Origin of the sequence: Cytobacillus sp. (assembly GCF_964223445.1) — a bacterium.
Lineage (GTDB): Bacteria > Bacillota > Bacilli > Bacillales > Cytobacillaceae > Cytobacillus.
The window spans coordinates 1-23,465 of record NZ_CAXQGS010000031.1 but is presented as its reverse complement, the minus strand read 5'-3'; the positions used below and the strand labels follow the sequence as shown (position 1 = coordinate 23,465).

At 43.5% G+C, this 23,465-nt stretch carries 22 protein-coding genes; 21 read left to right on the top strand and 1 reads right to left on the bottom strand.

Features of this window, described 5'->3' with window-relative positions; translation table 11 throughout:
• Window positions 1–6: 6 nt before the first annotated feature.
• The 16 genes from icmF (at window position 7) to hxlA (ending at window position 17,494) form a co-directional block, all read left to right on the top strand.
• On the top strand, window positions 7–3,273 hold the full coding sequence (gene icmF, locus ACEQ1T_RS04570; RefSeq protein WP_370221888.1) for a fused isobutyryl-CoA mutase/GTPase IcmF: 3,267 nt from the start codon (window positions 7–9) through the stop codon (window positions 3,271–3,273).
• Between the two features lie 149 nt (window positions 3,274–3,422).
• Window positions 3,423–3,599 carry a hypothetical protein gene (locus ACEQ1T_RS04565; RefSeq protein ID WP_206840794.1) on the top strand — a complete coding sequence of 59 codons (177 nt, stop codon included), beginning with the start codon at window positions 3,423–3,425 and terminating at the stop codon, window positions 3,597–3,599.
• A gap of 512 nt (window positions 3,600–4,111) precedes the next feature.
• Complete coding sequence (gene rpoE, locus ACEQ1T_RS04560; RefSeq protein WP_370221887.1) at window positions 4,112–4,693, top strand: DNA-directed RNA polymerase subunit delta; 582 nt, start codon at window positions 4,112–4,114, stop codon at window positions 4,691–4,693.
• A gap of 270 nt (window positions 4,694–4,963) precedes the next feature.
• Window positions 4,964–6,568, top strand: coding sequence for a CTP synthase (locus ACEQ1T_RS04555; protein ID WP_206840790.1), 1,605 nt, complete (start codon window positions 4,964–4,966; stop codon window positions 6,566–6,568).
• A gap of 186 nt (window positions 6,569–6,754) precedes the next feature.
• Window positions 6,755–7,759 carry a LacI family DNA-binding transcriptional regulator gene (locus tag ACEQ1T_RS04550; protein ID WP_370221886.1) on the top strand — a complete coding sequence of 335 codons (1,005 nt, stop codon included), beginning with the start codon at window positions 6,755–6,757 and terminating at the stop codon, window positions 7,757–7,759.
• 19 nt (window positions 7,760–7,778) lie between these two features.
• Window positions 7,779–8,735, top strand: coding sequence for a sugar kinase (locus ACEQ1T_RS04545; RefSeq protein WP_370221885.1), 957 nt, complete (start codon window positions 7,779–7,781; stop codon window positions 8,733–8,735).
• Between the two features lie 10 nt (window positions 8,736–8,745).
• Window positions 8,746–9,291, top strand: a complete 546-nt coding sequence (hxlB, locus tag ACEQ1T_RS04540) for a 6-phospho-3-hexuloisomerase (protein WP_370221884.1) — start codon at window positions 8,746–8,748, stop codon at window positions 9,289–9,291.
• Window positions 9,292–9,301: 10 nt separating this feature from the next.
• Window positions 9,302–10,312, top strand: a complete 1,011-nt coding sequence (gene allD, locus ACEQ1T_RS04535) for an ureidoglycolate dehydrogenase (protein WP_370221883.1) — start codon at window positions 9,302–9,304, stop codon at window positions 10,310–10,312.
• 28 nt (window positions 10,313–10,340) lie between these two features.
• Window positions 10,341–11,345: a TRAP transporter substrate-binding protein gene (locus tag ACEQ1T_RS04530; protein WP_206840780.1), complete on the top strand. Its 1,005-nt coding sequence runs from the start codon at window positions 10,341–10,343 to the stop codon at window positions 11,343–11,345.
• Between the two features lie 78 nt (window positions 11,346–11,423).
• A complete protein-coding gene (locus tag ACEQ1T_RS04525; RefSeq protein WP_206840778.1) occupies window positions 11,424–11,918 on the top strand; it encodes a TRAP transporter small permease in 495 nt (164 codons plus the stop codon).
• On the top strand, window positions 11,915–13,189 hold the full coding sequence (locus ACEQ1T_RS04520; protein ID WP_370221881.1) for a TRAP transporter large permease: 1,275 nt from the start codon (window positions 11,915–11,917) through the stop codon (window positions 13,187–13,189). Before ACEQ1T_RS04525 ends, ACEQ1T_RS04520 begins: the two co-directional genes overlap by 4 nt.
• Window positions 13,190–13,200: 11 nt before the next feature.
• On the top strand, window positions 13,201–14,220 hold the full coding sequence (locus ACEQ1T_RS04515) for a zinc-binding alcohol dehydrogenase family protein (RefSeq protein WP_370221880.1): 1,020 nt from the start codon (window positions 13,201–13,203) through the stop codon (window positions 14,218–14,220).
• Window positions 14,221–14,231: 11 nt separating this feature from the next.
• Window positions 14,232–14,867, top strand: a complete 636-nt coding sequence (locus tag ACEQ1T_RS04510) for a bifunctional 2-keto-4-hydroxyglutarate aldolase/2-keto-3-deoxy-6-phosphogluconate aldolase (protein ID WP_206840773.1) — start codon at window positions 14,232–14,234, stop codon at window positions 14,865–14,867.
• Window positions 14,864–15,925 carry a mannonate dehydratase gene (uxuA, locus tag ACEQ1T_RS04505; RefSeq protein ID WP_370221879.1) on the top strand — a complete coding sequence of 354 codons (1,062 nt, stop codon included), beginning with the start codon at window positions 14,864–14,866 and terminating at the stop codon, window positions 15,923–15,925. The genes ACEQ1T_RS04510 and uxuA overlap by 4 nt, the downstream gene beginning before the upstream one ends.
• Before the next feature lie 11 nt (window positions 15,926–15,936).
• Window positions 15,937–16,776 carry an SDR family oxidoreductase gene (locus ACEQ1T_RS04500; RefSeq protein WP_370221878.1) on the top strand — a complete coding sequence of 280 codons (840 nt, stop codon included), beginning with the start codon at window positions 15,937–15,939 and terminating at the stop codon, window positions 16,774–16,776.
• A 91-nt stretch (window positions 16,777–16,867) separates the two neighbouring features.
• On the top strand, window positions 16,868–17,494 hold the full coding sequence (hxlA, locus tag ACEQ1T_RS04495; protein ID WP_370221877.1) for a 3-hexulose-6-phosphate synthase: 627 nt from the start codon (window positions 16,868–16,870) through the stop codon (window positions 17,492–17,494).
• Between the two features lie 39 nt (window positions 17,495–17,533).
• On the opposite strand, the gene ACEQ1T_RS04490 is transcribed toward hxlA, so the two are convergent.
• Complete coding sequence (locus tag ACEQ1T_RS04490) at window positions 17,534–18,055, bottom strand: DUF2529 domain-containing protein (RefSeq protein ID WP_370221876.1); 522 nt, start codon at window positions 18,053–18,055, stop codon at window positions 17,534–17,536.
• Window positions 18,056–18,271: 216 nt separating this feature from the next.
• On the opposite strand from ACEQ1T_RS04490, the gene ACEQ1T_RS04485 reads away from it, so the two are divergent.
• The 5 genes from ACEQ1T_RS04485 to glpX form a co-directional block, all read left to right on the top strand.
• Window positions 18,272–18,649 (top strand): response regulator, encoded by a 378-nt coding sequence (locus ACEQ1T_RS04485; protein WP_206840763.1) that lies wholly within the window; start codon window positions 18,272–18,274, stop codon window positions 18,647–18,649.
• A gap of 254 nt (window positions 18,650–18,903) precedes the next feature.
• A complete protein-coding gene (locus tag ACEQ1T_RS04480) occupies window positions 18,904–19,761 on the top strand; it encodes a class II fructose-bisphosphate aldolase (RefSeq protein ID WP_019380596.1) in 858 nt (285 codons plus the stop codon).
• A 194-nt stretch (window positions 19,762–19,955) separates the two neighbouring features.
• Window positions 19,956–20,600 (top strand): fructose-6-phosphate aldolase, encoded by a 645-nt coding sequence (gene fsa, locus ACEQ1T_RS04475; protein ID WP_206840761.1) that lies wholly within the window; start codon window positions 19,956–19,958, stop codon window positions 20,598–20,600.
• Window positions 20,601–21,129: 529 nt separating this feature from the next.
• Window positions 21,130–22,416 (top strand): UDP-N-acetylglucosamine 1-carboxyvinyltransferase, encoded by a 1,287-nt coding sequence (locus ACEQ1T_RS04470; protein ID WP_370221875.1) that lies wholly within the window; start codon window positions 21,130–21,132, stop codon window positions 22,414–22,416.
• Window positions 22,417–22,589: 173 nt separating this feature from the next.
• Window positions 22,590–23,465, top strand: an 876-nt coding sequence (gene glpX, locus ACEQ1T_RS04465) for a class II fructose-bisphosphatase (RefSeq protein WP_370221874.1), incomplete at its 3' end; no start/stop codon positions are given.

The following is a 23,465-nucleotide window of genomic DNA, read 5'->3' as shown; positions in this document are numbered from 1 at the left end:
AGAACGATGAGCAATCCAGAAGTCTATAAGCCGAAAAATCATATTCGCTTTGTTACGGCTTCCAGTCTATTTGACGGACATGATGCTTCCATTAATATTATGCGCCGCATCATTCAGGCAAGCGGTGCAGAGGTCATCCACCTCGGGCATAACCGTTCTGTGGAGGAAGTCGTAAATGCTGCGATACAGGAAGATGTGCAGGGCATCGCTATTTCCTCTTATCAGGGAGGGCATGTAGAGTACTTCAAATATATGTATGACCTTTTGAAGGAGCGAGGCGCATCCCACATCCGCATTTATGGCGGAGGGGGCGGTGTCATTATCCCGAAGGAAATCAAAGAATTGCATGACTACGGAATCGCGAGGATTTTTTCTCCGGAAGACGGCCGCCAATACGGCCTCCAGGGGATGATAGACCAAATGATCAAGGAGTGTGATTTCCCTACGTTCACAGCTGAAGCATCCGAGCAGATTGAAAAGCTTCAGGATGGGGAAACGAATGCGATTGCCAAGCTCATTACACTGGCTGAGCATCAGGTAACCGTAGGCAAAGAAGCGGCAGCATCGCTTGAGCCGGTCATGGAGAAAGTGAAGTCCCTCGAAAAGCAGGTTCCTGTTGTGGGAATTACGGGTACAGGCGGTGCCGGAAAAAGCTCGCTGACAGACGAGCTGATTCGCCGCTTCATAAATGAAATCCCGGAGAAAAAAGTTGCGATTCTTTCTGTTGACCCGACAAAACAAAAAACGGGTGGTGCGCTTCTTGGCGACCGTATCCGCATGAACGCTATCTTTAATCCGCGAGTGTATATGCGAAGCCTGGCAACAAGAAATTCCCGCAGCGAGCTATCGCTTGCGATTCAGGATGCGATATCAGTTGTCAAAGCAGCGGGCTTTGACCTGATTATTGTGGAAACTAGCGGAATCGGGCAGGGGGATGCCGGCATTGCGGAAATTTGTGATGCTTCGATGTATGTCATGACAAGCGAATTCGGTGCGCCTTCCCAGCTTGAAAAAATAGATATGATCGATTATGCAGACTTAATTGTCATTAATAAATTTGAGCGCAAAGGTTCAGAGGATGCGATGCGCCAGGTGCAAAAGCAGTACCAGCGCAGCCGGATGCTATTTGAAAAAGAGCTGGAAGACATGCCTGTCTACGGAACCATTGCCAGCCAGTTCAATGATCCTGGCACAAATGCGGTGTTTGCTGCACTTGTGGAAACGATTAATGAAAAAGCAGGCACAGACTGGAAGACAAGTTTTACAAAAAGTGCAAAAGTTGAGAAGCAGAATGTGATTATTCCGAATGAACAGCGCTATTATCTGCGCGAAGTTTCTGAAACAGTCCGCGGCTATCACAAGAAAGCCGAGGAGCAGGCCGATCTCGCCCGCAAACTGTTCCAGCTGGAAGGGGCTCTGCTTGCTGTAAAAGAACAAGAAGGAAATGAAGAAGTCATTGCTTCTCTTGAAGGCATTAAATCAGCGGCAGAAGAGAAGCTGACTGCTGAAACAAAGAAAATCCTTGCTGGCTGGGATGATCTGAAGGAAAAATACTCAGGCGAACAATTTGTGACAAAAATCCGCGATAAAGAAATCGTGACGGTGCTAAAAACAAAAAGCTTATCCGGGCTGTCCATTCCAAAAGTGGCACTGCCTAAGTACAAGGATTACGGAGAAATCATTCGCTGGGTATACAGAGAAAACGTGCCGGGTTCATTCCCTTATACAGCTGGTGTTTTCCCATTCAAACGCGAGGGTGAAGATCCGAAGAGACAGTTTGCCGGAGAGGGTACGCCTGAACGGACAAACCGCCGCTTCCATTATCTGTCCAAAGATGATGCCGCAAAGCGCCTGAGCACAGCATTTGATTCTGTAACCTTATATGGGGAGGATCCTGACTACCGCCCGGACATTTACGGAAAAGTCGGGGAAAGTGGAGTCAGCATCTGTACACTGGATGATATGAAGAAGCTTTATGCCGGATTTGATTTGTGCCATCCATCTACATCTGTATCGATGACGATTAATGGGCCGGCACCGATCATTTTGGCGATGTTCATGAATACGGCCATCGAACAGCAGATTGAAGTAAAAGAGCAGGAGCTTGGCCGCGTGCTGACACCTGAGGAATTCACAGAAGTCAGGGCGAACACGCTGCAGACTGTCCGCGGGACGGTTCAGGCTGACATTTTAAAAGAAGATCAGGGGCAGAATACTTGTATCTTCTCTACGGAATTTGCTTTGAGAATGATGGGAGATATTCAGCAGTACTTTATCGACCATAAAGTCCGCAATTATTACTCTGTTTCGATTTCCGGTTACCATATCGCAGAAGCGGGTGCAAACCCGATTTCTCAGCTTGCCTTTACACTGGCAAATGGCTTCACCTATGTTGAGTACTATTTGAGCAGAGGCATGAACATCAATGATTTTGCACCAAACCTTTCATTCTTCTTCTCCAACGGACTTGATCCGGAGTATACAGTCCTTGGGCGTGTGGCGCGCCGCATCTGGGCAACGGTTATGAGAGATAAGTATGGCGCAAATGAAAGAAGCCAGAAGCTGAAGTACCATATCCAGACTTCAGGGCGCTCTCTGCATGCACAGGAAATTGATTTTAACGATATCCGCACAACGCTGCAGGCATTAATGGCGCTTCAGGATAACTGTAACTCGCTTCATACCAATGCGTATGATGAAGCCATCACGACACCGACAGAAGAATCTGTCCGCCGTGCAATGGCCATCCAGATGATTATTACAAAAGAGCATGGCTTGTCGAAAAATGAAAACCCGCTTCAGGGCGCCTTTATCGTGGATGAGCTGACAGATCTTGTGGAAGAACAGGTACTGAGAGAGTTTGAACGCATCAATGACCGCGGCGGCGTTCTCGGTGCCATGGAAACTCAATATCAGCGCGGCAAAATTCAGGATGAGTCCATGTACTATGAAATGAAAAAGCATACTGGAGAGCTTCCAATAATCGGAGTCAACACTTACTTGAATCCTAATCCTCCATCAGAGGATGAAATGAACAACATGGAGCTTGCAAGGGCAACGAAGGAAGAAAAAGAAACGCAAATTCGCAACCTGCGCAGCTTCCAGGAACGCAACAAAGACAAATCGGAAGAGGCACTGAAACAGTTGAAGGAAACAGCAGTCAGCGGCGGCAACATTTTCGCCGCGCTGATGGAAACCGTCAAAGCGGCAAGCCTCGGCCAAATCACCCGTGCGCTATACGAAGTAGGCGGACAGTACCGGCGGAATATGTAAAAACCAAATGGATTAACAGGGCCTGCAGCAGCAGGCCCTTGTTTTCTGCACTATTATTTAACATAGAATTAATATAAAATACATCCATATCCTATATAATGGAATCAATACATAGCATTGCACTTCGGGGAACCTGAGGATGTGAAAAAATGAAAAAAATCTTGCTCTACATAGCCATCCTTGCAGCTGCTGCAGGAGTCTACTTCTTATATGGAAAACAGCTGGGAGCCATTGCATTCTATCTGCTCTCCATCTACTTCACCTGGCTCGCCTATAAAAAATGGGATCGCCCGTTAAAGCGCAGGAGGAGAAAAAGGGCAGATTAGCTTTATGTGTTACATTAATTTATCCGAACACTCGTATTCAAAAAGTGAAGGCATTTTTGATTCGGCAGTGATAGTAAAAAACGTGTAGTCAGCACCCTGTTGATTGGAGCGGAGGGCACTTGATCCTCGAAAATGCTGTTGCATTTCCTTCGTGCGGTGTTCATTCGAGGAAGCTTATTCAATGTCCTGCGGGAGATGCGGGTCATCGGGAGACCCCGCAGGCGAAGCCGAGGAGCTCTGTTCCTCCCCGCGGAAAGCAAGTGCCCGTAGCGGAAATTAACGGACATCATTCAAAGCCCTATTAAGATAGTTAAAATCAAGAATAAATCGCATAAAAATACGCAGAACAGCAGATATAACTGGCATAAACCGTAAAAATTTGTTTATAATGAAGAATATGCCTTCTTGCAGGCTGTCCTAATGCATTTACGGACAGCTGCGGAACTTCAGCTTAAATAGTTAGTGATTTGCGCTGCAGAATGAGCGTTTACATAGGAAAGGAAGTGCTGATATTGAGTTTGGAACAGTTCTCAAAAGAAGAATTACAGGAAATGTCATTGATTGAAGTGGCTTATGAGCTTCTAACAAGCAAAAAAGAACCAATGGCCTTTAATGACATTATGAATGAAGTGGCTAAACTTATGAACCTTTCAGAGGAACAAGTTAAAGGGAAAATTGCACAGTTCTATACAGATTTAAATATAGATGGCCATTTTATCGGATTGGGCGATAACCGCTGGGGCCTTCGTTCATGGTATCCAGTTGACCAATATGAAGAAGAAATCGTTACCGTAATCAAGCCAAAGAAGAAAAAGGCGAAGAAAAAGGATGACGATGATCTCGATCTTGAAGATTATGATGAGCTTGATGAAGAGGATATCGATTACGACGATATCGACGGATTCGATGATGATGATCTGACAGAAGACGATGATGACGATCTTCTCGACGATGACGATGATCTTGATGATGATGATGACTTCGAAGACGATGATGATATAATCGATAAAGATGAAGAATACGACCTCGGCGATGAGGACGAAGAGCTTGAGGAAGATGACCTCGACGCTGACGAAGACGAAGAAGATTTATAATCTTGACTTTTCGTTTCAGGGCTTGTAGAATACTTTTTGGGCTCCTTAAAAAAGGACGATTGTTTAGACGCTAATAGCGCTCCCTTACTTACTTAAGTAAGAGGAGCGCTTTTTATTTTTTTATAGGCCATGTGCCTTTTTAAAAGAGCTAAACCATCCCTTTGCGATAAGCTTCTGCTGAAAAGTCGGAGGCTGAACAATAGAATTTTTATCATCAAGTCTTTAAACCAGCATCATTATGCACAAACTGATATCAAGGGGGAATTTTTCATGACTAAGTATATTTTTGTTACGGGCGGAGTTGTTTCGTCACTAGGAAAAGGAATCACGGCAGCATCACTTGGCCGCTTATTGAAAAACAGAGGGTTAACGGTTACGATTCAGAAATTCGATCCTTACATAAATGTGGATCCGGGAACAATGAGCCCGTACCAGCATGGTGAGGTGTTTGTAACAGGTGATGGCGCGGAGACTGACCTGGACTTAGGCCACTATGAGCGTTTTGTTGATATTAACCTGACTAAATACAGCAGTGTAACAACTGGTAAAATTTACTCAACCGTCCTTAGAAAAGAGCGCCGCGGCGACTATAACGGCGGAACAGTGCAGGTTATTCCGCATATCACAAATGAAATCAAGGATAAAGTTTTCCGTGCAGGCCATGAAACGAATTCTGATGTGGTCATCACAGAAATCGGCGGAACAGTAGGGGATATTGAGTCACTTCCATTCCTTGAAGCGATCCGTCAGATTAAGAGCGATATCGGCCGCGATAATGTGATGTACATTCACTGTACATTGGTTCCTTATATAAAGGCCGCAGGCGAAATGAAAACAAAGCCTACACAGCACAGTGTTAAAGAACTGAGAAGCCTTGGCATTCAGCCAAACGTAATCGTTCTTCGTACAGAAATGCCAATTTCCCAGGATATGAAGGATAAAATTGCGCTATTCTGTGATATCGACAAAGAAGCAGTTATTGAAGCAACAGATGCGGATACATTATATTCTATACCGCTATCCCTTCAAGATCAGAAGCTTGATGAAATCGTCTGCAAGCATTTAAAGCTGAATTGCGGAGAAGCGGACATGACCGAGTGGAAACAGCTGGTTGACAAGGTTCTGAACCTTTCCAGAAAAACAAGGATTGCCCTTGTCGGTAAATATGTTGAATTGCAGGATGCTTACATTTCAGTTGTCGAAGCCTTAAAGCATGCGGGTTATGCTTTTGATTCTGATATTGAAATCAAATGGATCAACTCTGAAGAAGTAGACAGCAATAATGTCAATGGACTGCTTCAGGATGTTGATGGAATCCTGGTTCCAGGCGGATTTGGGGACCGAGGCATTGAAGGGAAAATTCTTGCGATTCAATATGCGCGTGAGAACAAAAAGCCATTCCTTGGCATCTGCCTTGGCATGCAGCTGGCTTCCATTGAATTTGCAAGAAATGTACTGGGTCTTGAAGGGGCACACTCAGCAGAAATTGCTCCTGAAACACCGCATCCAATTATCGACCTTCTGCCTGAGCAAAAAGATATTGAGGATTTAGGCGGAACTCTAAGACTTGGTCTGCAAGCTTGTAAATTGAATGAAGATACAAAAGCATTTGAGGCATACCAGGATGAGGTGGTATATGAGCGCCATCGCCATCGCTATGAATTCAACAACCACTACCGCCAGGATATGGAGAAAGCAGGCTTTGTCTTCTCCGGTACAAGCCCGGACGGCCGCTTAGTGGAAATCATCGAAGTGAAGGATCACCCTTGGTTCGTTGCTTCCCAGTTCCATCCTGAATTTATCTCAAGACCAACCCGCCCTCAGCCATTATTCCGTGAATTTGTCGGGGCGTCATTGAAATTTAGTGAGAAATAATAAAGTGTTAAAATCCCTTCGGATTCGGAGGGGTTTTTTTTGTCCGGATCGTTGTCGAATGATTTCTGCAAAAAATAAAATTCAGAAATTTTAGTATTGATTTTGAAAAGGTTTTCATTTATACTTTCACTAAACCGGTTTACTAAACCGATTTACTAAATCGGTTTTGCGAGAGGATAGTACAACATGAAAAAAATAACGATGTTAGATGTTGCGCAAAAAGCAAACGTATCAAAGAGCACAGTTTCACAGTATATCAATAATCGCTACGAGTATATGGCGGAATCCACTAAAATGCGAATTGAAGACGCCATTCGCGAGCTGGGATATATCCCGAATTTCGTAGCTAAAAGTTTGAAGCAAAAGAAGTCATCAACCATCGGAGTGATTGTTGCCAATATACTTCATACGTTTTCGACAGAAATTATCAGGGCTATTGAAGATGTCTGCGAAAAAAATGAATTTCATTTATTTGTCTGTAACGCAGACGATAATCCGGAAAAAGAACGTGCATACATTGATATGCTTTTAGCTAAACAAGTTGATGGTCTGATTATCTTTCCGACCATCGGAAATGAAGATCAATATAAACGGCTGAAGCTTTCAAATTTCCCCATTGTTTTTGTAGATAGAAAGCTTGATAAAGCTATTTATCCGACACTGCTTTTGGATAACGAGAGAGCAGCTGAGATTGCCGTTCAGGAAATCGTCCAAAAAGGCCATAAGAAAATAGGTCTGGTATCCATGTCCTTAAGCCAAAAAGTGACACCACGGATTGAACGGATAAATGGATACAAGAAAAAGCTGAAACAAAATGATTTGCCTGTAAAGGATGATTGGATTATTGCTGCAGAACGAAAAGACATTATCCCTAAACTGGAAAAAATGTGGATGAGTCAAGAAACACCAGAGGCATTTTTTGCTACAAACGATCTTTCGCTCATTGAACTTTTGAAATTTTTTAGAAAAAAGAATTTAAAAGTTCCCGAAGATGTAAGCGTTATCGCTGTAGATGATTCTGATTTCCTGGAAATCTCGGCAACACCGATAACAGCCATCAAACAGCCAACCTTTGAAATTGGCAATGATGCCGCTTCTGTTTTATTAGATTTAATTAGAAATCCTCGATTTGAGGAAGTATACGAGATTAAAAGATACGCTCCTGCTTTAGTTGAGCGGGAATCTTTATAGAGTGTTAGGAGAGAAAATAATGTCATCACCATTCAAAGTTTTAACAATCGGAGATGCCATGATAACACTGAACCCAGCTGTAAAAGGGCCACTTAGATATGTTACCCAGTTTGAACGCAAGGTGGGCGGTGCAGAACTCAACTTTGCCATTGGATGTGCAAGGCTTGGGTTAGGCAGCAAGTGGATTAGCCGGCTGGGGGAAGATGAGTTTGGCAGAGTCATATATAACTTCGCTCGGGGAGAGGGCGTAGATGTATCGGGTGTGAATTTTGTAAGCGGCTGCCCAACATCACTTAACTTTAAGGAAATCAATGAGGATGGATCAGGCAAGACATTCTATTACCGGTATAACTCGCCTATTTTAACTTTGACACCGGATATGATTCAGGAAGAACTGTTTGAAAATGTAGATCTTGTCCATCTTACAGGTGTTTTCCTTGCTATTGATCCAAAGAACATCGAAATTGCCGCTAAAGTGATAGAAGCTGCAAAACAAAAAAAGATTCCAATCTCCTTTGATCCAAATATCAGACTGAAGCTTTGGTCAATCGAAGAAGCGAGAAGAGCGTATAAAGACATTCTTCCGCATGTTGATATCCTGCTGACTGGGTTAGAAGAGATCAGGTTAATAAGCGGGATGGAAGAAGAAGATGAACTTGCGCTTTTTGCCAGAGAATATGGCATCAGAGATTTGGTCTTAAAGGATGGCGCTAATGGATCAAAGCTATTCCGGGAGGGTATTTGGACACGGGCAGAGAGCTTCCGTGTGACTCCAGTTGATACAGTCGGAGCCGGAGATGGATTCGATGCAGGATACGTTTATGGCTGGCTGAACGGTTTCAGCAAGGAAAAGCTGCTTCAATTTGCGAATGGCGTAGGCGCCCTGGTTACAACCGTCTCAGGAGATAATGAAGGTCTTCCTTATCTAAATGAAGTAAACGCATTTATCAATAATGACCTTATTGTTGAAAGATAAGAGGTGGACAATGGATACAATTTTTACAATTCTCAAAGAAATGAGAGCAGTATGCTCACATGTCGATAAGAACGAATACGAATCTTTCGTAGCACTTTTAAAGAGTGACGCTCGTTTTTTCTTTACTGGAGAAGGTCGTTCAGGCCTAGTGGCAAAGGCGATTGCCATGCGTCTCATGCATAGCGGGAAAACGGTCTATGTTTTGGGAGAAACAACAACACCGGCCATTCAGAAAGACGATATATTAATCGTTTTATCTGGCTCAGCCAAAACAGGACAGACAATAAGTTTTTCTGAAAACGCCTTCAGGGCGGGGGCAAAAGTATTTTTAATAACCACTAATAAAGAGGCCATTCATCAGCCGTGCTTTACGGGGGGAATGCAAATTCCTGCGGCAACAAAATACCGCCATACAGGAGAACCGGATACGATTCAGCCTCTGGGAAATCAGTTTGATCAGGCCGCACATCTCATCTTAGATGCTGCAATTGTTGATAGTTTATCAGAAAGAAATTCGAACGAAGAAATGGTCAAGAAACATACCAACCTGGAGTAGGGGGATCATTATGTCTACTGTGACAATTCATCATGAAGAAGCTGAGAAGCTAGTAGTTCAGAAATTAACAGATGCTGGCTTGATACATGAACATGCAGAAAAAGTTGCGGAAATACTGGTTCATGCAGATTTAAGAAATGTTAACTCACATGGTGTACTTCGTACTGAACATTATGTGAATCGTCTAAATGCGGGAGGAATCAATCCCAATCCGGAGATTACATTCAATAAAACTGGTCCTGTGACAGGGGTAGTCGATGGCGATGACGGATTTGGACATGTCATTGCAGATGAAGCCATGAATCATGCCATCCAGATGGCAAAGGAAAATGGTGTGGGGATGGTAACAGCCATTAACAGCAGCCATTGCGGGGCACTTAGTTATTTTGTTCAAAACGCGGCAGAGCAAAACCTGATTGGAATTGCGATGACCCATACCGATAAAATTGTCGTGCCATTTGGAGGCAAAGATGCTTTCCTTGGAACCAATCCGATTGCCTATGGCGTTCCGGCAAAAACACAGAAACCATTCATCCTGGATATGGCAACATCGAATGTAGCTCTGGGGAAAATTCTTCAATATAAAGAAGAAGGAAAAGAAATTCCAGAAGGATGGGGTGTGGACGAGAATGGGGAAACCGTAAGAGATCCTTCCAAGGTCGTTTCACTTTCTCCGTTTGGCGGGCCTAAGGGCTATGGACTATCAATGATTGTCGATATCTTCTCAGGTTTGCTTGCAGGTGCAGCTTTTGGGCCGCATGTAGCCAAGATGTATGGAGACCTGGATAAGAAGCGGAAGCTTGGCCATTATTTCTGTGCAATTAATCCGGCATTCTTCACGGATGCAGAAGCATTCCTGGGAAATATGGATCAAATGATGGCAGAAATCCGTCAGGCCCCTCCAGCTCCCGGTTTTAAAAGTGTTCTTGTGACAGGTGAAATTGAACAAATGAATGAAGAAAGAAATCTCGAAAAAGGGATCACAATTGCTTCAACGGTACATCAGTTTTTAACAAACTAAATCTATAGAAAAAAAGGGGAGAAAAACAATGAAATTTAAGTGGTTATCCGGTGTTTTAGCTGCGACTTTGATGCTTAGTGCCTGCGGTTCTGGCGGTTCTAATGGGGCAAGTGGCGAGAAGCAAGAGGGAGAAGTAATCAAGTGGAAGTTTGGCCACTTGGCAGACGAGAATCACATTTGGCATAAAACAGCTGAGGAATTTGCAGATCTGGTTACTGAAAAAACAGACGGGCAAATTGAAATTCAAATTTTCCCGAATAACTCTCTTGGCGGAGAAACAGATACAATCAATGCCATTCAGGCGGGTACAGCTGACATGGTCATTTCAGGGGAAACCATGCAAAACTGGGCACCTAAAGCTGCTTTAATGGCAGTACCGTATGCCTTCCGTGATCTTGACCATGTAAAAACGGTTGTAGAAGGGGAAATCGGTGAAGAAATTGAAAAGGAAATCACTGAAAAAGTTGGCTTGACTCCTTTGTATTATCATACACGCGCTCCACGTAACTTGACTTCAAGTGAGCCTATTGAGGCACCATCTGATTTGAAGGGATTCTCAATGCGTGTACCAAATGTTCCATTGTTCCTGAAAGTTTGGGAAGCTGCAGGCGCTAAGCCGCAGGTTATGGACTTCAATGAAGTATTTACTGGCCTTCAGCAAGGAGTTATTAAAGGACAGGAAAATCCGGTTGACTTAATTCAGAGCGGCGGATTATATGAAGTTCAAAAGTATGTGAACCGTACAGAGCATGTATATTCATGGATTTATATCCTGATTGGGAACAAGCAGTTTGAGGCCCTGAATGATGAACAGAAAAAAGCTGTGACAGAAGCAGCTGCAGAAGCACAGGCATTTGGAGAAAAACTTTATGATGAGGAAATTTCAAAAATAGAGTCTGAGCTTGAAAGCGAAGGAATGGAGTTTGTTGATGTTGACCAGGATGCCTTCCGTGAAAAAATGCAGCCTGCGATTAAAGATAGCCTTAAGCCGGAACAGTATGAGCTTTATGAAAAAATTCTAGAGGTAGAATAATAGTCTTATTGGAACAAGTTAAAGGCACCGCTGACTATTTTGCCAGCTGTGCCTTTAATTAAAGGAAGGAATGAAAACATGAAGATTCGAATTTGGCTTGACCGAATATTAGCCTTCTTGACTGTTATGAGTTTTTCAGGGGTTATTATCGTGGTTACCATCCAAATCATGTCGCGCTATCTTCCCTACACAGCCATTTGGACGGAAGAGCTTACGCGATATTTGTTTATATACTCCATTTGCTTTGGGGCACCGCTAGCTTTGCTTCGAGGCGAGTTTATTAATGTGGATCTGATACTCGCAAAAATGTCACATGCTTTTCGCCGCTATTATGAAATTGGAATTTATTTGCTGATTATATTGCTAAGCGGGGTTCTCGTTAAAGAAGGATGGTTCTTTACACAGCTAGGGGGAAACCAGACTTCAGCTACAATGCCTTTTCAGATGTCGGTAATCCACGCTGCAATATTTATCATGAGTTCATTTTTATTATTGTATTCAATTGTCAAAATCATTAGGCTAATTCGAAATGAAGAAGACTTTAATTCACAAATGGGTGGTGGGGAGCTATGATGGCAGCCATTTTGTTTTTCTCGTTCATAATTCTGATATTCCTGGGCGTGCCAGTAGCATTCAGCCTTGGGCTGTCTTCACTTTTTTATTTAATTCTGGCTGATATCCCGTTAAGCATCATTCCGCAAAAAATGTTTGGAGGATTAAACTCCTTTGTTTTGCTCTGTATTCCCGGGTTTATTCTGGCAGGAAATTTAATGAATGCTGGCGGTATTACGGATCGCATCATTCAGTTTGCAAATAATTGCTTCGGCCATATCCGCGGGGGCCTTGGCTTAGCAAATGTAGGATCCTCAATGGGATTTGCAGGCATTTCAGGTACAGCATTGGCAGACACAGCCAGTATAGGAGCTATTCTTATTCCTGCGATGAAAAAAGAAGGGTACGGAGCAGGTTTTTCTGCAGCTGTAACGGCATCTTCATCAACGGTTGGCCCGATTATTCCTCCGTCTCTTCCAATGATTATCGTGGGGACACTTGCGTCAGTATCTATTGGCGACCTGTTTTTGGCCGGTGCTCTGCCAGGGATATTACTTGGACTGGGATTAATGATTCCAACCTATATTATTTCTGTTAAAAGAAATTATCCCAAAGGGGAAAGAAAGTCATTAAAGGAAATATGGAAAAGCTTCACTGGAGCGTTCTGGGCACTATTTATGACAGTTATCATTATGTATGGAATTCTCGGAGGCTACTTCACACCGACTGAAGCTTCTGTCATTGCAGTATTGTATGCCTTTGTCATTGGAATCTTCGTTTATAAAGAGCTTCCAATTAAAAAAATTCCGGAAATTATGCTCTCTTCCATGACAGGTACGGCTTCTATCATGCTTCTCGTAGGCTTTGCCAACCTGTTTGGCTGGATTATGGTAAGTGAGCAGATTCCTCAAATGGTTGCAGATGCAATACTGGGGATCTCTTCAAACTCAATTGTCGTTATTCTATTGATTAACTTGCTGCTGTTATTTGTTGGAACGTTCATGGAGACGATTGCGGCTCTAGTCATCCTATTCCCGGTGTTATTGCCAGTAGCGGCTTCCATCGGAATGGATCCGGTTCAATTTGGTGTCATGATGGTATTGAACCTTGTTATTGGACTTGTAACGCCTCCGGTTGGTGTATGTCTATTCGTAGCATCACAAATTGGCAAGATCTCAATTGGGAAAACAGCAAAAGAATTACTGCCATTTTTAGGTGTCAGTCTGGCAGTCTTAATGCTTGTGGCTTTTGTGCCGCAAATCTCACTGTTCCTTCCGAGTTTATTTGAATAGGGGGTAAAAGTATGAAAGCAGTTCAAATTCCAAGTGCAATGGAAATGGAAGTTATTGATATAGAAGCACCAGTTATAAGTGATCCCGATGAGGTCCTGGTGAAAGTGAAAAGGGTCGGAATATGCGGTTCTGATATGCATATTTACCATGGGACAAATCCACTTGCCACTTATCCAAGAATTGCTGGCCATGAAGTGGCTGGTGAAGTCGTTGATGTCGGGTCAAATGTTTCAGGAATGAAACCTGGTGACCATGTTGTAGTGGAGCCAATCCGCTACTGCGGAGAGTGCTACGCATGCCGGAAAGGGCGCCCGAATGTATGCCAGTCATTATCTGTTTTCGGTGTTCATGAAGATGGAGGCTTGCGGGAATTCTTCGTACTGCCTGAAAAACAGCTTCATGTTGTGAATTCATCTTTAGAATGGGATGAAATCGTATTGGCTGAACCCTACACCATTGGAGCTCAAGCTGTGTGGCGCGGGGGCGTTGAGGAAGGAGATACTGTATTCATCCAGGGAAGCGGCCCGATAGGCATATGCATTTTAAAAATGGCTAAGCTGCAGGGAGCAAGAGTCATCATCAGTGATTTGAAGCAGGAGCGACTGGCATTTGCAAAAGAAAATGGGGCAGATGAAATTATTAATGCATCGGAAGAGTCTGTAGAAGATCGGGTATTGGAATTGACAGATGGTGAAGGGCCAAATGTTGTGATTGATGCAGTATGTCTGCCTTCTACCTTTGAGCTTGGCGTAAATCTTGTATCGCCTGCCGGCACAGTAGTTGTGCTGGGGTTTGATGAACGGCCATCATCCATTCCGCAGCTTCCAATCACTAAAAAAGAAGTAACCATTGTCGGTTCACGGCTTCAGACAAACCAATTTGAAAAGGTTGTATCTCTGCTGAATGCAGAAAAGCTTCAATCAAACGGTTTTATTACCCACCATTTTCCGATAAGTGAAGTGAAGGAAGCATTCCAATATGTAGAGAACAATCCTGACCAGGTTCGAAAAGCAGTTATTGTTTTCGATTAAGGGGAGATTAGATGAACTTAAAAATAGAGAAACTTAATCAGCTGACAGAATCGAAAGTGGTTGCAGTTGTGCGCGGAAAAACACCTGAAGAAGCGATTGAAATTTCTGAGGCAGCCATAGCAGGAGGTTTTCGTGCTATTGAAGTGACTTATACTACACCTGAGGCGGAAAAAGTGTTTCAGACTTTAAGAGGCTCAGACGGTATAATCGGGGCTGGGACAGTTCTGGATTCGGAAACAGCCCGTCATGCTATTTTAAATGGGGCGGAATTTGTAGTGAGTCCGCATTTTGATAAGGATATAGCCTTGCTTTGCAATCGATACAGCATTCCATATCTTCCTGGATGCATGACCATAACTGAAATCGTGACAGCTCTCGAATACGGCTGTGACATTGTAAAGCTGTTTCCGGCAAATCGCTTTGATCCATCATTTATCGGTGCAGTCAATGGACCCCTGCCTCAGGTGAGCATCATGCCCACTGGCGGTGTGAATCTGGATAATGTCAGTGCGTGGCTTGAAGCTGGCGCTGTCGCAGCCGGTATTGGAAGTGACTTAAACAAGGCTTACAAAGCCGGCGGCAAAGAGTCGGTAAAAGCACTTTGTGAAAAATATGTCGAAGCAATTAAGGGAGGCGGCGGAAAATGAATATGACTTTTCGCTGGTATGGAAGGGATAATGATACCGTAACTCTTGAACAAGTGAAACAGATACCCAATGTGAAAGGAATCGTTTGGGCCCTTCACAGAAAACCTGTCGGGGAAGTTTGGGAAACAGATGAGATTAAATCGGAAGTTGAGTATATAAAGTCCTTTGGGTTTCATGCAGATGTGGTGGAAAGTGTTAATATACATGAATCTATTAAGCTTGGAAACAATGAAAGGGACCTACATATAGAAAATTATAAGAAAACCATTCGGAACCTGGGTGAATTTGGGGTTAAAGTTATTTGTTATAACTTCATGCCTGTCTTTGATTGGACGCGGACTGACTTATACCGTGCACTTCCAGATGGCTCAACGGCATTGTTTTATGAAAAAAACAAAGTGGAAAATCTGGATCCGCAGGATTTAATTAAAACGGTTTCCGAGGCTTCTGATTTGACTCTTCCTGGCTGGGAGCCTGAGAAAATGTCCCGGATTAAAGAGTTATTTGCAGCGTATCAGGATATAACGGCAGAGGACTTGTGGGATAACCTGCAGTATTTCCTAAAGGAAATACTGCCAGTGGCAGAAGAAGCAGGCATCAAGATGGCAATCCACCCGGATGATCCGCCCTGGTCCATTTTTGGCCTGCCGCGTATCATGACCGGAGAAGAAAGTCTGCAGAAACTCCTATCTATTTCCAGCTCTCCCTCCAATGGCATTACATTTTGTACAGGATCTCTAGGAGCTAATCCGCAAAATGACATGGTTGACCTGGCAAGAAAATTTGTCGCAAGATCACCATTTGCACATATCCGAAATGTAAAGATATTCGACAATGGCGATTTTATTGAAACTTCTCATCTAACAGCAGATGGTTCCATCAATATTAAAGGGGTCGTCAAGGAGTTATCAGAGATTCAATATGAGGGGTACGTGCGTCCTGACCACGGCCGGCATCTTTGGGGTGAAGAATGCAGACCGGGATATGGTTTATATGACCGGGCTCTTGGGATCATGTATCTTCACGGATTATGGGATGCCTATCAATCTGAGAAATAAGGAGAATGCGAATGTTTCCAATACATGAAAATTTAAATGCAAAAACAGCTGTGATTACGGGCGGAAGCGGCGTGCTTTGCTCGGAAATGGCCAGGGAGCTCGCAAGGCATGGGGTGAAAGTGGCGATTCTAAATCGTACGGCAGAAAAGGGAGCTGCAGTATCGGCTGAAATTGAAAAAGCAGGGGGAACAGCGATTGCTGTTGCAGCAGACGTCTTAGACCGTGAATCCCTGGAAAAAGCAAGGGAAGAAGTGATCAGCCACTTTGGACAGGTAGATATATTAATTAATGGGGCAGGCGGGAATCACCCGGATGCCATTACATCTGTAGAAACCTATAATGCGGAGACTTCTTCTGAGAAGTCCTTCTTTGATATGGATGAGAAAGGCTTTTCCCATGTATTTGCCAGCAACTTTACAGGGACTTTTTTAGCCAGCCAGGTTTTTGGCAAAGAACTGCTAAAGCAGGAATCGCCTATCATTATTAATATCTCATCAATGAGTTCCTACTCGCCAATGACAAAAGTGCCTGCCTATAGTGCAGCCAAATCAGCCATTAATAATTTTACAATGTGGATGGCTGTGCATTTCGCAGAAACAGGGTTGAGGGTAAATGCAATTGCACCGGGCTTTTTCTTAACAACTCAAAACCGCAATTTATTATTGAATGAAGATGGTTCCCATACGGCCAGATCAGAAAAAATTATTGCTCATACACCAATGAAAAGATTTGGCCAGCCAAAAGATTTGCTTGGTGTGCTGCTGTGGCTTGCTGACGAAGAATATTCTGGTTTCGTAACGGGTGTTACGGTACCAGTTGACGGCGGCTTTATGGCATACTCAGGAGTTTAATATGAAAAATAAGCCACAGGAAGTATTCCTGTGGTTTTTGTTTCAGGCTGCTTCCTTATAAAAATACAATTCTAAAAGAAGGAGAATAGAAGTGAAAATTCAGCTTGCACTTGACCGCTTAACCGAGCAGGAATGTTTCCGTATCGCAGATGAAACTAGTGACAATATCGATTGGATTGAGATCGGGACGGGCGTTATTAAAGAATATGGTATGAAGATAGTTCGGGAAATGAAGGCTGCTTATCCAGAAAAAACAATTGTGGCGGATATGAAAACTTGTGACGCAGGAAAACATGAGGCAGAACAGGCCTTTAAAGCAGGGGCGGACGTTATGACTGTGATGGGCTTTTCACATAACAGCACGATCAAACAGGCATTAGAGATTGCAAATGATGCTAATAAAAGAATTATGATTGATTTGCTGGGAATTAAGGACGCCAAAAGAGTTAAGAGCCTATATGATTTGGGAGCGGACTTATTTTGTCTCCATATAGGAAAGGATATGCAGAAAGAGGGTTCTATAGCGGATCCCGCTTTATTCAGACTTGTTAAAGGGTTAAATGATATCGAAGTCGCTATTGCAGGCGGGATTTCAGAAAAAACAATCGGGGAATTGAAGGATAGTATTGCTGATGTTGTCATCGTTGGAAGTGCCATTACAGGTAATCAAGCACCAAAAGAAGCCAGCTCAGCAATAAGGAACAAACTAGAAAAATGACAGCAGCCCCCGAAATTGGGGGCTGATTCTGCTCATCTATTATTCATACTCCGCCAAAATCTCTTCAATCGTAAACTTAATTCCATAATAAACAAATAAAGCAGCCATGGATGCCGGATAGCCGAAGCGGTTGCCTTCTTCATCAGGAAGGAGCCCTTTAGCAAGCTTCAAATCAATATGGACATCGGCTAAATCAGAGATGTTAACATTGTTTTCCGCCTTAACTGTGCTCACAGCCACAAAGGGAATTCCTTTTTCAGACAAAGATTTTGCCAGAGCAGCAGCGTCTTTGTCATCTGAATGTCTTGAGAAGATGATCACTCTGTCTGTTTCTGCGACTTTCGCATCACTTTCCAAAATCGCTGCATCTCTAAGCGGTTCCTGGCTATGAACGGCTTCATAGCCAATGGCAGCCATTTCTTTAGTACCGTAAATATATATTTTTCCATCACCGGCGGCAGCTTGAGCCAATAGGCGTGCGCTGTCCTCGATGGAAAACTCCTCTTTTTCCTGAAGTCTTTTAAACAGCCCTGTCAGCTGGGTAGAAAACATCTTAAGCAATTATTTCACTCCTTCGGTCACTGCACTTAGCGGTTCTATTATAGTGAAAAGGGAGGAAAAGGTAAAATATTCACATTTGAAATTGCAAAAACCAGCAGGAATAATCATGTTTCACAGAGAAATTAGCTGTAGGAGAATGTATAGTTAAGTGACCTGCAGTCATAATTCAGTATGGTTTTAAACCTAAGTGCTTTTAATACGACAGGAAGAGGTGGCTTGATGAAAGGGAAAATTTTAATTGTAGATGATCAGTTCGGAATCCGTATTTTGCTTAATGAGGTACTACAGAAAGAAGGGTACGAAACATACCAGGCTGCCAATGGAGTCCAGGCTCTCGACATTGTTTCCAAGCATTCGCCTGATCTTGTTCTTCTCGACATGAAAATACCGGGAATGGATGGGATTGAAATCTTAAAAAGAATGAGAGTGGTGGATAAAGATATCCGCGTCATTATCATGACTGCATATGGCGAGCTCGATATGATTCAGGAGGCCAAGGATCTCGGAGCTCTTACTCACTTTGCGAAGCCATTCGATATCGATGACATCAGGGCAGCGGTAAAGAAATATTTGCCTGTGCCTAACTCGAAATAATCCAAAATTATCCGTTTTTAAGCTGAAATTCCATCGCTATAAAAATGATAGCGTTTGCTTTATGACAATTAACAAAAACGCTCTGGAATAATGGCTTTTCTAAGTCCTTTTTGGTATGATAACAGATGAATTCCAAAGGATCGTATCTGTTTAGCGGACTATTTTAAGGGTACATATTCGATAGTGTTAAGGGGAAAACTTTAACAGTATTTAGTCTGATGAACTTAAACGATTATCAATAAGGAGGAAGAAAAATGCCTTTAGTTTCTATGACTGAAATGCTGAATAAAGCAAAATCAGAAGGCTATGCAGTAGGTCAATTTAACTTAAACAACCTTGAGTTCACTCAAGCTATCCTGCAGGCGGCAGAAGAAGAAAAGTCACCGGTTATCCTTGGTGTTTCCGAAGGTGCTGCACGCTACATGGGCGGTTTCAAAACGGTTGTAAAGATGGTTGAAGGACTGCTGGAAGATTACAAAATTACCGTTCCAGTGGCTATCCACTTAGATCACGGTTCAAGTTTTGATAAATGTAAAGAAGCGATCGATGCAGGCTTCACATCTGTTATGATCGATGCTTCTCATGATCCATTCGAACAAAACGTTGAGACTACTTCTAAAGTAGTTGAATATGCACATTCAAAAGGCGTTTCAGTTGAAGCAGAGTTAGGAACTGTCGGCGGACAGGAAGACGATGTTGTAGCTGATGGCGTTATTTATGCTGATGCTAAAGAATGTGAAGAACTGGTAAAACGCACAGGCATCGACTGCCTTGCTCCGGCACTTGGTTCTGTTCATGGCCCATACAAAGGTGAGCCAAACCTTGGCTTTGCTGAAATGGAAGAGATCGGAAGCCTTACAGGTGTTCCTTTAGTTCTTCATGGCGGAACTGGAATTCCAACAAAGGATATCCAAAAGTCCATCTCTTTAGGAACCGCAAAAATCAATGTAAACACTGAAAACCAAATTGCTTCTGCAAAACGCGTTCGCGAAGTATTGGCAGCAGATACAGAAGTATACGATCCACGCAAATACTTAGGACCGGCACGCGAAGCGATTAAAGAAACTGTAATCGGCAAAATGCGCGAGTTCGGTTCTTCAAACAAAGCATAATTAATATCATTGCATAAGAAACCGCTTCTGGATTTAGGGGCGGTTTCCCTGTATTTTATCCGGCGGTTCGCTGAGTGCCTGCTGGCGGAATTTCTGCATCCAAATGTAAGGCTTTACAGAATCACAACTTTATTTAATAATACATAGATATCCGCAGCATTAATTATCAAAATATTAAACAAGGTGGGATTATTATGAAGTTTTTCATCGATACAGCAAACATGGACGAAATTAAAGAGGCATATGCCCTTGGGGTAGTAGCAGGAGTAACAACCAATCCATCATTGGTGGCAAAGGAAAAGAATGTATCCTTCCCTGACCGTCTGCGTGAAATCACGGACCTGGTGCCAGGCTCAGTAAGTGCAGAGGTTATCGCCCTTGATGCAGAAGGCATGATTAAAGAAGGAAGAGAGCTTGCAGCGATTGCACCTAACATCACAATAAAAGTCCCAATGACCCCCGATGGTCTAAAAGCAGTAAGTGCTTTTTCAAAAGAAGGCATTAAAACAAATGTAACTTTAATCTTCAGTGCAAACCAGGCGCTGCTTGCTGCAAGAGCAGGTGCTACATACGTTTCTCCATTCCTTGGACGTTTGGACGATATTGGCCATAACGGTCTGGATCTCATTTCCACAATCGCAGAAATCTTTGCAATTCATGACATTGATACAGAAATCATTGCCGCTTCCATCAGACATCCTCAGCATGTGACGGATGCTGCATTAAGAGGAGCCCATATCTCGACAGTTCCTTATAAAGTCATCCAGCAATTATTCAACCATCCTCTTACAGATAAGGGAATCGAAGCATTCCTGGCAGACTGGAACTCAAGAGGATAAGGCTTTCTTCGGAAAAATAACTCTAGGAAACTGGCTTTGTTTATTTGTACTTTGAGAGCTGTCTAGCGCAAGTGCCTGCCCCCTCGAGGTGTCGGGGGTGGGCAAGGCGCTTGCGTTTTTCTTGAGCAAAGCCAGCCCCTTCACTTGTACCCCGGCTTTTAGTGCTTCTTTCTTAATTTTAACTTTTTTTGAATACAATACATGAGATTTGATTTTTCGTGTAAACTATAGGATAAAGATAATGTCGGAATCTGTAAAAAACACATGGAAAATTGTTCCTTATTCATCTTGCAATGTTGCAAAATGCAGATACATGATAATATGTAAGTGCATATTTTCCCAAAGACTATTTTTCCGATATTAAAAATAGACAAGCCTATTTGGTTTCTTATAGAATCTGGGGCTATTTTCTGGCGGAATTGGTTAGAAAAGTAGTGTGTAGCTTTTGGTGTAAGGGCTATCAATTTTTTAAATATTGAAGTCAAATGTCAGCATGTGTGTTTAACAACGGCTTAGAAGGGAGTTACAAATGGAAAAGCTAATGATTGCAGGCGGATATCCATTAAAAGGAACAGTCCGGATCAGCGGAGCGAAGAATAGTGCAGTAGCATTGATTCCAGCTACCATTTTAGCGGAATCGCCTGTGACAATTGAAGGTTTGCCGGATATTTCGGATGTACAAATTCTAAAAGATTTGCTTGAAGAAATAGGGGGCACTGTTGAATTCTCCGGAAATGATATGACAGTAGATCCCTCTTCCATGATTTCCATGCCTTTGCCGAACGGAAAAGTGAAAAAATTACGCGCTTCCTATTATTTAATGGGAGCGATGCTCGGCCGATTCAAAAAAGCGGTTATTGGACTTCCTGGCGGATGCCATCTGGGGCCAATGCCGATTGACCAGCATATTAAAGGTTTTGAAGCTCTTGGCGCGCGTGTGACCAATGAGCAGGGAGCCATTTACCTTCGTGCCGATGAGCTCCGCGGAGCCCGTATTTATCTCGATGTTGTCAGCGTTGGAGCAACCATCAATATCATGCTTGCCGCTGTCAGGGCAAAAGGCAGAACGATTATCGAAAATGCTGCAAAAGAGCCTGAAATCATTGATGTTGCTACGCTTTTAACCAATATGGGTGCGAAAATCAAGGGTGCCGGCACAGATGTGATCCGCATCGATGGCGTAGATCAGCTGCATGGCTGCCAGCATACGATTATCCCAGACCGGATTGAAGCGGGAACCTATATGATCGTTGGTGCAGCGGCCGGAGAAGGTGTGCTGATTGACAATGTAATCCCCCATCACCTTGAGTCCCTAATAGCAAAGCTTCGCGAAATGGGCGTTCAGGTTGAAACGAACGACGACCAGGTATTTGTCGGGCCAGCTGAGAAAATGAAAGCAGTGGATATTAAAACGCTTGTTTATCCTGGCTTCCCCACAGATCTTCAGCAGCCGCTGACTTCTCTGTTAACTGGTGCAGAAGGGACAAGCATGGTTACGGATACCATTTATAGTGCCCGTTTCAAGCATATTGATGAGCTGCGCAGAATGAATGCCAACATTAAAGTTGAAGGACGCTCGGCGATCATCAATGGGCCAATCCAGCTTCAGGGCGCTAAAGTTAAGGCGAGCGATTTGCGCGCAGGCGCAGCACTGGTAATTGCCGGTTTGATGGCTGAGGGAGTTACTGAAGTCACAGGCTTAGAGCATATCGACAGAGGCTATAGCCATCTTGTTGAAAAGCTGAATGGACTTGGTGCCACAATCTGGCGCGAAGAAATGAGCAAAGAAGAAATGGAACAAATGAAGAACGCATAAATAGAGAAACATCATCTTGAGATATTGACAGCTGACTGATGATTGCTTGGGCCAAAGCTTAAGTGACATCAGCAGACAAATATAAATTAAGGCGGGCTTTTGCGGTGCCGGCGGTAAAGACCCGGTCCGCATTCGCCATGCTGCCAGCCTTAGAATCCGGGGAGGAAGAATCGATGGAAAGAAGTTTGTCAATGGAATTAGTTCGCGTAACGGAAGGTGCCGCTTTAGCATCAGCACGCTGGATGGGCCGCGGATTAAAAGATGAAGCGGATGATGCCGCTACTTCTGCAATGAGAGATGTATTCGATACGGTGCCAATGAAGGGAACAGTCGTTATCGGGGAAGGCGAAATGGATGAAGCGCCAATGCTTTATATCGGGGAAAAGCTTGGAACAGGCTATGGCCCGCGTGTAGATGTTGCTGTTGATCCGCTTGAAGGCACTAACATCGTTGCATCCGGCGGCTGGAATGCCTTAGCTGTTCTTGCGGTAGCTGACCACGGAAATCTTCTGCATGCTCCGGATATGTACATGGACAAAATTGCAGTTGGTCCTGAAGCAGTTGGACAAATTGATATTAACGCTTCTGTTTTGGATAATTTGAAAGCGGTCGCAAGAGCAAAAAACAAAGATATCCAGGATGTCGTGGCTACAGTGCTTAACCGTGAGCGCCATGAGCACATCATCAGCCAGCTTCGCGAAGCAGGTGCCCGAATTAAGTTAATTAATGACGGGGACGTAGCTGGAGCCATTAATACAGCTTTTGATGAGACAGGTGTAGATATCCTGTTCGGATCAGGCGGAGCACCAGAAGGCGTATTGGCAGCTGTAGCCCTTAAGTGCCTTGGCGGAGAGATTCAAGGAAAACTTCTTCCGCAAAATGACGCAGAGGCTGAGCGCTGCTTGAAGATGGGCCTCGATATTAATAAAGTCCTTCTTATGGAAGACCTGGTAAAAGGCGATGATGCCATTTTTGCTGCCACAGGCGTAACAGACGGAGAGCTTCTGAAAGGCGTACAGTTTAAAGGCTCATATGGTTCGACCCATTCG